Raw genomic sequence first — 11,237 nt, 5'->3', positions numbered from 1 at the left:
TACTCACTCACCTTCACACGTATCTTTTACTTTGATTTATTTGATTTAAAGTCAATCTCCCTACTCGCTTTTGCTCCTTCATATTCATATCAATCGTATAACACGAATATGCACTAAAGGTTTCTTGCCATTTAGGAGAACGTTTATGGATATGTTTCCAAGCTGAATCATACTTTCTATTTGCATTAGCAGGTCCATCTAGATAAATTTCATTTGAGCGAATAAGTGAAAATAATTGACCGCTCTTTGTGTAAATGGCTACATCCAGGGTATACGTCTGATTTACAGGTAAGTGCTGAATGAAACAGCAATTTCTACCTTTAATATTTCTGTATTGTTTAAGCCTATGAGCATTGTGACCATTAAATGCAATTCCTGTCGTGTCATAAATCACAATCACAATATTTTTTCCTGTGACATGTACACCAAAGCTTTCTTTTATTATTTCTTTTGTAGTAGACGAAAGATGCCACTGTACCAAAATAGAGGCTTGTCCTTTTTTAATAGCAACACATTCATCTAACCGATCATTAACCTCAAAATATTTCACATTTTTCCACCTTGCTATAACTTGTATCATTGACTAGGAACTGTGTCAAAAAGAATAATAGTCCCCTATCTACAACAGTACCTTTTTAATTAGATTTCCTTTATCTTAACATTAAGAAAATGTTGCCACAATAAACACAATTTGTCGATTGATGGTATACTATATTCGTTATATTACTGAAGAGGTGAACTCATGACATATGCATTTATTAGTTTAATTATTTTATCTTTGATTCTACTTCTATTTTCGTTTTTTAAAGAAGATAAAATAAAATCATTAGAACAGCAAGTTGAACAACTCTCTTTAAATGCATTGCAAGAACAATATCAAACAAAGAGGCGTTTCGAAAGACTAGAAGAAGAGCTATTACTGCCTCCTACTTATGAGCATCTAGCTACTAATAAGGACGAAGGTATAAAAAAAGACAAGAAAGCTTCCTCTCTTCATCACAATGTCCTGCAATTATTTAGTAATGGCATGACCATTGATGCCATTGCAAAGCAATTAGCAGTTCCTATTGAGGAAGTTCGGCTAATTGTCAATCACGTTAAATGGAAGGAGCGTTAACGTGAATCGGTCAACACTACAAGGATTTTCGACAGGTGTATTGCTAGCAACTTCTATCTTAGGACTCGTTTATTATATGGAAGGGAATAATCAGCCAGATGATAAATCAGTTTCTTCGGTTCAACATGCTCAACAGTATCTAGACAGCAAAGGCTACGCAACAATAAAACAAGCAGATTATGAACACCTTCTACAAGCTCAAAAAAATCAAAAGCATAACGAAAATTCCGCTCCTCATGAAAAAGATAAAGCATCTCATTTGATCAATAAAGCAAAGATCGAAATTACGAGTGGCATGACGAGTATGGATATTAGCTCTAAGCTTGTTGAAGCAAAAATCATCAAAAACTCTGCTGATTTTGAACAGTATTTAGCCAAGAATCAGCTAACAACAAAAATTCAAATTGGCTCTTACTTACTCTCTTCTGATATGTCTCATAAAGAGATTGCAGAAATTTTAACAAACACGAATTAAATAAAAAAGGTGGCTGCGCCGTTACGCAACCACCTTTTTTATTCATTTAAATCGTATCGTTTTCCTTTTACAAGATAAAGGACACTTTCTCCAATATTTGTCGCATGGTCTGCTGCACGTTCTAAATATCGACCAACAAACATTAATTGAGTAATTTGATTCATTGAACCTTTTTCATCTTGAGCAAGAGTTAGTAGTTCTTTAATTGTAATACCATATAAATCATCTACTTTATCATCCATTTCTGCCACTTGCTTAGCCAATAACACATCTTCTTCTTGATACGCGGTTAGGCACTTGGATAACATATCAACAGAAATGGTATGCATTTGTTTAACATGCTCTAACGGCTTAATAAGAGGCTCTTCACCAATACGAATTGTAGACTTAGCAATGTTAACTGCAAAATCAGCCATTCTTTCTAAATCCGATGCAATCTTAATCGCTACTACCACACGACGTAAATCAATTGCCACTGGTTGTTGCTTTGCAATTAACCAAATTGCCAAATCATTAATTTCTTCTTCAAGATTATCTACTTTGTAGTCCTCATCAATAATTTCGAGCGCTAAATCTACATTTTTAGTTTCCAATGCTTCAATGGCTTTTGTTAATGATTCTTCTGTTAAACGACCGATCTCTAATAACTTTTCACGAAGTACTTTTAACTCACCATGAAACTTTTCACGTACAACCATTTTACGTACCCCCTCAATGATGTTTTGTCTTAACCGAAACGACCTGTAATGTAATCTTCTGTACGCTTATCTGTTGGGTTAGAGAAGATTTTATCTGTCTCAGCATACTCAACAACCTCACCATTTAAGAAGAACGCTGTTTTGTCTGAAATACGAGCCGCTTGCTGCATATTATGCGTAACGATAATAATACTAAAATCTTTCTTTAATTCTTGAACCAGCTCTTCTACTTTTAATGTAGAGATTGGATCAAGTGCTGATGTTGGCTCATCCATTAAAATAACATCTGGCTCAATTGCTAAACAGCGAGCAATACATAGACGCTGTTGCTGTCCACCTGATAATCCATAAGCATTTTCGTGCAAACGACCTTTTACCTCATCCCACAGCGCCGCGCCTTTTAAACTCTTTTCAACAATTTCATCCAATACTTTTTTATTACGAATACCATGAATCTTTGGTCCATACGTGATATTCTCATAAATTGATTTCGGAAATGGATTTGGCTTTTGAAACACCATTCCTACTTGAGTACGCAAATCTTCTACACGGTACGATTTATCAAAAATATTACGACCACGGTACTCAATCTCTCCAGATGTACGAACAGTCGGCACCATCTCTACCATACGGTTTAACGTTTTAATATACGTTGATTTTCCGCATCCTGATGGCCCAATGATGGCTGTTACTTCATTTTCACGAATTGGTAAATCAATGTTTTTTAACGCATGTGTATCCCCATACCATAGGTTTAATCCTTTTGTATTATAAACAATTTCTTTTTTTACGCCTTCTACTTGATTTTTCTCTTGAGTCTCAATATTGATGGCCATAAATATGGTCCTCCTTCATCCAAGTTGAAAATTTTCGCTCTTTATTAATAACGTTTTTGGAATTTATTTCGAATAAACACAGCAATTGAATTCATTAAAATTAAGAAAGCCAATAATACGATAATCCCTGCAGCTGCAACACTTTGGAAGTCTGCTTGTGGTCGACTCGTCCAGTTGTAAATTTGCATAGGTAACACAGTAGCCGTATCTAAAACGCCAGCTGGTAAATAAGCAATAAATGTTGGTAAACCTACAACAACTAATGGTGCTGTTTCACCTACTGCACGAGATAACGCTAAAATACTACCTGTTAAAATCCCAGGAATTGCTGCCGGTAAAACCACACGATAAATAGTTTGCCACTTCGTCGCACCCATTCCGAATGATGCTTCGCGCAAGTCTCTAGGTACAGAGCGAATGGCTTCTTGAGCCGCTACTACAATAACAGGCAAAATCAATAAACTCATTGTTAAACCTGCTGCTAAAATACTTCTTCCAAGCGCAAGCTCTCGAACAAAAATCGTTAAACCTAATAAACCAAATACAATTGATGGCACACCAGCCAAGTTTGAAATATTTAATTTAATAAAATCATTGAATTTATTTTTCTTCGCATATTCCTCTAAATATAACGCTGTTCCGACACCAAGAAACAGTGATACTGGTGCCACTACAGCCATTAACCATAGTGATCCAACTAACGCTGCTTTCACACCTGCTTGTTCAGGTCTTCTTGACGCGAAATTTTGAAGAAAATCAACATTTAACCAGCCTAATCCTTGAGTCAATATCCGATATAAAAGCATTGCTAAAACGGCTAATCCAAAAATGGTTGCACAGAAGAAAATAAATTTAAAGATGTTGTTCTGTACTAATCTTCCGCCCATTCTCTTTTGTACTTGCTGTCGATCTACGTACATGATTAATATTCCTCCCTAAAGCGCTTCGTAATAAACTGAGCAAGTAAGTTCATCACAAGCGTAAACACAAATAATGTCATCCCAACTGCATAAATGCTGTAATAAACAGTTGTTCCGTAACCTGCATCACCTGTTGCTACTTGAACGATGTAAGCAGTCATTGTTTGAATAGATGATGTGACATCTGTTGCCATTGTCGGTGTAGCACCACCTGCAACTGTTACAATCATTGTTTCTCCAATTGCACGTGAAATACCTAACACAAATGACGCAATAATACCCGATAAGGCAGCTGGAAGCACAACTTTAATTGCTACTTCAAAGCGTGTTGCTCCTAAAGCTAGTGCACCTTCACGCATCGATCGAGGAACAGAGCTCATTGCATCTTCAGATAATGAAGCAATCATAGGGATAATCATAATACCAACAACAATACCAGGACTTAGCGCATTAAATAATCCTAAGTCTGGAATAACCTGTTTTAATAATGGAGTCACAAACGTAAGGGCAAAAAACCCGTATACGATTGTTGGAATTCCAGCAAGAACTTCCAAAATCGGCTTAATAATTCTTCTTGTACGGTCTGAAGCATATTCACTCAAGAAAATAGCTGCTCCTAAGCCTACCGGTATTGCCACTGCCATTGCAATGAATGCAATTAGCAATGTACCTGTAATTAATGGTAATACGCCGTAGTTACCTTCTGCCTCAACAAAAGGAAGCCACTTTGTGCCTGTAATGTAATCAAAAAAAGGCACACGCGAAAAGAACGTTGCTGTTTCAAAAATTAATGTAAATAAAATACCCACTGTTGTTAAAACTGAAACAACTGCTGTTATTAATAAAAGAAGTGGCATCACTTTTTCTATAATTGTAGATGCACCCTTTTTAGATTTATTCTCTTTAATCATTTCTCGAATGGAAACTTTCTTTTCATCACTTTTTACGAAAGCCAATGTCGTAACCCCTTTCCATTGCATGGAAAGATGAGAAGCACATCCACGCTTCTCATCTTCATTTGTCTATTACTTCTTTAATCCTTCAAGTGTTTCTAATTGCGCGTCATACTCTTCTTGCTTTAAGCTTACATATCCAACTTCTTCTGCAAGAGGACCAGCATTTTCAAGCATGAATTTTGCATAATCATATACTTGCTCTTTATCTTTAATAGCTGCTGTGTTCACATAAGTGTATAAAGGACGTGATAAAGGTGCATATTCACCAGACATTACTGTTTCGTTGTTTGGCTCTACAGGGCCGTTACCACCATCTACAGGAACAACTTTTAACTTATCTTTGTTTGCAGCATAGTAAGCATAACCGAAGTAACCAATTGAATTTTTATCACCAGTTACACCATTAACTAATACGTTATCATCTTCAGAAAGAACTGCTGCTTCGTTCATTTCTTCATCTTCTAAAATCACTTCGTTGAAGTAATCAAATGTACCTGAATCATGACCTGGAGAATAGAATTTAACTTCTTCTTCTGGCCAGCCTTCACGAATGTCAGACCATTTGATAGCTTTACCGCTGTGTACCCACATCTTTTTAAGCTCGTCAACTGTTAAATGATCTACCCAATCATTTTCTTTGTTTACTACGATTGATAAACCATCATATGCTAATTCAAATTCTTGAATGTCAATTCCATTTTCTTCTGCTGCTGCTTTTTCTTCATCTTTAATTGGACGAGAAGCGTTACTGAAATCAGTTTCACCTTTTGTGAACTTTTCAAATCCGCCACCTGTACCAGACAATCCAACCGCTACTTTTACACCTGGTTGTGTAGCCATGTACTCTTCACCAATTGCTTCCATGATTGGATAAACAGTAGATGAACCATCAATTGCGATGTTACCTTCTAATTGTTTATTTTCTTCTCCAGACTGCTCTTGTCCAGATGATCCGTTACTTTCGTTAGATTGACCACATGCAGTTGTAAACGCTAAAACCGCTCCGATCATTACTGATAATGTTAGAAATTTAAAGCTTTTCATTCTTTAATTCCCCCTACGACATTTGGTTGTATTGTCCTACGAGTTATAGAATAAAGCTCAACTATTAATTCTGTTTTAACAATATGTTAAGCTTTTGTAAATACGGGCAATTTGTCTTATATCTCTATAACAACAAAGGAAACACTATTATCTTTTACTTTTTTTTGAATTTAATTCTCATAAAAAGCATCGAAGCTTATCGCTAAGTAGTTCGGTTGTGAAATAGAAAAGCTCAATTGACAAGCTATCTCACACTTTTAGACAACAAAATCACACAAAAAAACACAGAGGTTTTAGCAGCCTCTGCGTTTTTAATCACCTAATAATCTGTTCTTTCTGGTTCTATAACGCTGTGTTGAACTCCTTGTGATTCTTTTTCACTAATCTCCAAAATATTTAAACCCTCAGATGCTTCTGGTGCTTCAAAAAACTTAGTAACATGAATAAACACCGCTTCCGTGTCAAAAGCTGCTCTTTCAGGTTGTTCGTTACGCCTTTGTGCAATTTGACGTAAGCATTGCTCGTTAGTTAGATTAAGGAAAATTAGTTGATGGCTTGCATTGACCTCTGACGCCATATCCAAAAACCACTTTCGCAGTTTGTGAGTGTTAGCCGGAAAATCCATCACTACATTAGTACCGACACTTAATATGTTTTGGACATGCTTTTTCACCAACGGCTTGAGCTGAGCTGAGAATTTTAGATAATCCTCAAATGATGCGACCTGATTGGGATAAAGAGATGAAATCCATTCATCCTCAGATAACAGTACAGCATGCTTATCTATCGCTAATTGTTTTGATTTAGTTGATTTTCCTGCACCCATTTTTCCACAGAAAAAGTAAAGCGTCCCCAATGGTTTCATATTTTTTAACACCCCGTGCCTTTTTAATAGTTGTTCCCCTGCCTTGTAAAACTCTAATTTATTTTTTATATTTTTTCATTAGTGTTTCACTTATATCATTTCAACATTAAAAACACTCCAGATGTTTGCTAACCTGTCCGTTAGTGTAAGTGCATTTTTTCATAAACTCTCTATATACAGTTTAACATAAACCTTTTCTTTCCTAGATACTCCTTACATGCGATTACACATTTAACACCGTTTTTAATCATACTTTTAACACATATTTTGTAGTGTGACCACTAGCTATAGACCTTTTGTTAAAACCTAAGCTAAATGTATTGCTATTTTTGATGTTAAAACTCAATAATTCTTGTCATCATAATAAAAAGAAGCAAGCGGATTTTTATGTCAATTCGCTTGCCAACACTTGTTATTTTTACTTTTCTACCTCTGAACCGAAACGTATTGCATCAGTGCCTTTATCTCATATTATTCTTGTTCTTGTACTTCCTCTTGCGCTTCTTTTTCGGCTACTTCTTCTTCACCTTTTTCTTTCAAATCAAAGTATGCATCTAATGCTGCTTTTCCTAAGTCACGACTCATACTATGAGAACTATTAGGTGTATAAGCAGAGGGTACAACAACAGCAAATGCAATTTCAGGATTGTCATAAGGTGCGTACCCTACAAGTGTTGAGTTTCGCACTTCAATTGGCTTTGCTCCTTTTACTTTGCTAGAAACAAACGCTTCAGCTGTACCTGTTTTCCCTGCTGGCTTATAAGATGCGTTAGCAAATGCACTGTATGCTGTACCATTTTGTGTTTGCATCACGCGTCTAAACCCTTCTTGCACACGCTCAATTTCATCTTTACTCATCGTTACTTTGTTTAAAATCTCTGGTTCAAATGAGTGTTGAACATTTCCAATTTCGTCTTCTCGAATGGTTGGTTCACGCACTTCTTTCACAATTTGTGGCTTCACACGATAGCCACCATTGGCAATGGTTGCTACGTATTGAACAAGTTGTAACGGCGTATATGTGTCATATTGTCCAATCGCTAAGTCTAAGGCTGTACCAGGAATATCACTGCCACCTTGGAAACCAGTCGATTCATTATCAAGGTCAATACCCGTTGAAATTCCTAATCCAAACTGACTATAATATGACCTTAATTGAGCGAAGGTTGATGACTTGATTGGCAATGTTCCATTTAAACGATACTTCACATTCGCCATTTCCATTACTGTTCTAAACATATAGACGTTTGATGAACGCTGTAACGCTGTTAAATCATTGATGGGACCGAAGTTCCGAACAGACTTTTTCTCTTTTGTACCAGCAAACTTTAATGGTTGATCAACAAACACATCTCCTGGTGAAATAGCACCTGAATCAAATCCGGCTAAAATTGTTGCCCCTTTGACAACAGATCCCATTGTATAAGAGCTAGAAATATTCCCTAATGCAAAATCATCCACCTTAGGCTTACCTGTTTCTTGATCAATTGTATACTGCTTACCAGCCATTGTTAAAATTTCTCCTGTGCGAGGATCCATCATTACCACAAAAGCACGATCAAGATATTGTGTTCCAGCTTTTCGTTTTGTTTGTAATAGCTCTTCTTCTAGTACTTTTTCTACTTCTTTTTGCAATTCCATGTCAACGGTTAAAACAAGATCGCTCCCTCGATTACCTTCAGACACTTGAATTGTTTCTAATAAACTTCCACTTTTACTTGTGACATGCTTTACTTGTGCTTTTTGACCACTTAATACATCTTCGTATTGCTTTTCAAGATAACTGGTTCCAACTCGGTCATTTCGGTTATAACCTCTTGATAAATAATAATCAATGCGATCTCGTGGCAAGCCTTCATTGGCAGAAGAAACATTCCCTAATAATGTACGTAAAGTACGATCTTCTGGGTAATAACGCTCCCAATATGTTGTTGTATCAACACCTGGCAGTTGCTCTAAATTTTCACTAACAATGGCAAACTCCTCTTTGGTTACACCACTTTTAATAATTTGAGGTGTAAGAGCATATCCTGCTTCCATTTGTCTTTTAATTGCAATAACTTTCACTTCTTCTTTAAGCTCTAATAAATCTTTTTTCGTTATTCGTTCTAACTGGCGATCGTACACTTCCTTATCTGTTATTTCTCCTTCTTTAAGAAGTTGACGATCTTCCGCAGTAATTTTCTTTTCGGCTTTTTCTGGTCGAGTCATAATCCAGTAATCTTTTAGATCTCTCTCTGTCAACCTTACTTCTTGTTGCCTTACTTCACGATCATCTGACCCTTTTATATCAATGAATTCTGCAGATAGCGGAATGGTCATCAGATTCGCTAACCTCTTTGCTACTTCTAAACGCTCCTCTGCATCTGTTCCTTGAAAGCGTGTATATGTAATTGCATTTAATGGGGCATTATCTACAATTACTCGATTGTAGCGATCGTAAATTCTTCCACGAGGGACAGGAGTATTGATTGTTACATCTTCCGTTTTCTCCACTTCTCTTTGAAAATTCTCTCCGTATACAATTTGTACAAGCCCTAAACGCAAAATAAGAACGGAGAATAATAAAAACACAATAAAAAATAGTAAATTTAATCGAAAAGGCACATGAGTCCTTCTCTTTTTTTTCTTTTTCATTGAAACACCTACACTTTATCATAATAAGCCTATTCATATCATGAACCATTTTCACATAAAGAAATAACACATTCTTTCATGCTGACTAGTTACTTTGAATGGACAAGTAAGGATCATAGATAAATGGAACTCCACCTACTAAAACCAAAAAGGGCCTTTCACGCAAAATGGAACGTAAACATACTTCCTTATTAAGTGGAATTATGCGACGTTCCATTTTATTTAGCTTAAATGACAAAAGACACCACTCTCCTGCTGATTCAAGCTCTTTTTTAATACTATTTTAAAAGAAATAGAAAAAAATTTCTATAGTAAAAAATGTTTATACCTTCTCTTATAAAAGACTAAAAGCTATCTGTTAATATTGAGCTTCTTTTAGGCAGGAGATTCCCCATCTCCTTCATTTAGAACTGGCGAAGTGACAGGTTTCTTCTCTTCCTCTCCTCTCCCTGAATCAATCTGTTGAGGGATATTGCGCACACAGAAATAAATTATTGTATGGCCAATTCCGATAATGGATAATAAAATTGGCATACTTTTATGTTCATCAAATAATGTGACAGAAAGTAAAAATAACGTAATGGATACAATTCGTCCTATATTCAAAAACAGTTCCCGTACAACAATGTACTCAATTCGCTTTTGAACAATATCCTTCGCTCTTCCTATGACATCATAAGTTAACGACATATAAGGGACAAGTAAAATAGGATATGCAATTGCTATACAGATTGCATACAAAATCAGTTTTGTATACGACAGATTAAAGATAAGCAAAAAGACTGATCCATATAAAATACAGCCACCTATCAAAATAAACTTTAATCGTTGCTCTTTTTTAATGAATCGAGAAGCGAGGTAGTACCCGACAAACGCAACAGCTGAATTTACAAGCCCAAATGTACCTAGCGCTAGTTCACTATCTGTTGTAATGAATACGAGTACAGACACAACGAAAATAAATGTACCTTCTCTTAACCCTTGAAAAAAATGAGCATTTAAAATACGTCTCCAATCCTTATTTCTTTTCCGTTCTGCTAATACTTCCCTAAACATGTATTGCCCTTCTGCTGGCCTTCTCTGAAGAAAAAAGCTTAGTAAGACCGCACTCACAAATAAAGCTAAAGAAAAGCCGAATACAATTCGATAACCAATATACTCATAAAAAGTTGAGATAACTAAACCTGCACCCAATGGGCCTATCATTCCTGCAAAGGAATTAAGTACACCAAGAAAACCGTTAAAAAAATCTCTTGTATCAGGCTCTGTAATTTCAAATGTTAATACATTAAAGGCTAACCAGTAAAAACCATATCCAATCCCTAATAATGCTCCTAACACAAGTAAGAATTTAGAAGCTTGTGTTCCGACAAATAAAACAACTAAATAAAAAACAGCTAAAAAAGAAACACCAAGTCTTAGCACAATGACTCGATCTATTTTCTTAGCCCATTTTCCTGCTACAATGAACGTTAGAGGTTGCAACACAACAACTGCTAAGTTGTAAATGGCAAGGTCTGAAAATTTCCCCGACTGTTTCCACAAATAAACATTCACAAACGAATTAGATATTGAAATTGACAGTGCGTATAGACCACCAATTAATAAAAGTAACACTAAATCTTTATTGACTTCGACGTCTCCAACTACTTTTTTTAATAAAGGCATGTAAAAAACTCCTTTTCTCTT

The 11,237-nt window shown here is 35.9% G+C and carries 11 protein-coding genes; 2 read left to right on the top strand and 9 right to left on the bottom strand.

Features of this window, described 5'->3' with window-relative positions:
• Nucleotides 1-13: 13 nt before the first annotated feature.
• Nucleotides 14-550, bottom strand: a complete 537-nt coding sequence (locus tag JOC83_RS01795; RefSeq protein WP_205182898.1) for a DUF4912 domain-containing protein — start codon at nt 548-550, stop codon at nt 14-16.
• 192 nt (nt 551-742) lie between these two features.
• Here JOC83_RS01795 and JOC83_RS01790 point away from each other — a divergent pair, with 192 nt between their 5' ends.
• The gene (locus tag JOC83_RS01790; RefSeq protein ID WP_205182897.1) at nt 743-1,117 is read left to right on the top strand and encodes a DUF6115 domain-containing protein; all 375 of its coding nucleotides are present in this window, start codon (nt 743-745) and stop codon (nt 1,115-1,117) included.
• 1 nt (nt 1,118) lies between these two features.
• A complete protein-coding gene (locus JOC83_RS20120) occupies nt 1,119-1,592 on the top strand; it encodes an endolytic transglycosylase MltG (protein ID WP_205182896.1) in 474 nt (157 codons plus the stop codon).
• A gap of 38 nt (nt 1,593-1,630) precedes the next feature.
• On the opposite strand, the gene phoU is transcribed toward JOC83_RS20120, so the two are convergent.
• The 8 genes from phoU to JOC83_RS01745 form a co-directional block, all read right to left on the bottom strand.
• Complete coding sequence (phoU, locus tag JOC83_RS01780; protein WP_205182895.1) at nt 1,631-2,290, bottom strand: phosphate signaling complex protein PhoU; 660 nt, start codon at nt 2,288-2,290, stop codon at nt 1,631-1,633.
• A gap of 29 nt (nt 2,291-2,319) precedes the next feature.
• Nucleotides 2,320-3,126 (bottom strand): phosphate ABC transporter ATP-binding protein PstB, encoded by an 807-nt coding sequence (gene pstB / locus JOC83_RS01775; RefSeq protein ID WP_205182894.1) that lies wholly within the window; start codon nt 3,124-3,126, stop codon nt 2,320-2,322.
• A gap of 44 nt (nt 3,127-3,170) precedes the next feature.
• Nucleotides 3,171-4,046: a phosphate ABC transporter permease PstA gene (gene pstA / locus JOC83_RS01770; RefSeq protein ID WP_205182892.1), complete on the bottom strand. Its 876-nt coding sequence runs from the start codon at nt 4,044-4,046 to the stop codon at nt 3,171-3,173.
• A 2-nt stretch (nt 4,047-4,048) separates the two neighbouring features.
• Nucleotides 4,049-5,026 carry a phosphate ABC transporter permease subunit PstC gene (gene pstC, locus JOC83_RS01765; protein WP_205182890.1) on the bottom strand — a complete coding sequence of 326 codons (978 nt, stop codon included), beginning with the start codon at nt 5,024-5,026 and terminating at the stop codon, nt 4,049-4,051.
• A 45-nt stretch (nt 5,027-5,071) separates the two neighbouring features.
• Nucleotides 5,072-6,046 carry a PstS family phosphate ABC transporter substrate-binding protein gene (locus tag JOC83_RS01760; protein WP_205182888.1) on the bottom strand — a complete coding sequence of 325 codons (975 nt, stop codon included), beginning with the start codon at nt 6,044-6,046 and terminating at the stop codon, nt 5,072-5,074.
• 319 nt (nt 6,047-6,365) lie between these two features.
• Entirely contained in the window at nt 6,366-6,911 is a 546-nt protein-coding gene (locus tag JOC83_RS01755; RefSeq protein ID WP_205182886.1) for a P-loop nucleotide/nucleoside kinase family protein, read from the bottom strand.
• Nucleotides 6,912-7,382: 471 nt separating this feature from the next.
• Nucleotides 7,383-9,548, bottom strand: a complete 2,166-nt coding sequence (locus JOC83_RS01750) for a peptidoglycan D,D-transpeptidase FtsI family protein (protein ID WP_205182884.1) — start codon at nt 9,546-9,548, stop codon at nt 7,383-7,385.
• A 375-nt stretch (nt 9,549-9,923) separates the two neighbouring features.
• A complete protein-coding gene (locus JOC83_RS01745; RefSeq protein ID WP_205182882.1) occupies nt 9,924-11,216 on the bottom strand; it encodes an MFS transporter in 1,293 nt (430 codons plus the stop codon).
• Between the last annotated feature and the right edge of the window lie 21 nt (nt 11,217-11,237).

This window comes from Priestia iocasae, from assembly GCF_016909075.1.
Classification (GTDB): Bacteria; Bacillota; Bacilli; order Bacillales; family Bacillaceae_H; genus Priestia; species Priestia iocasae.
This window is presented reverse-complemented; position numbering and strand designations above follow the sequence as displayed.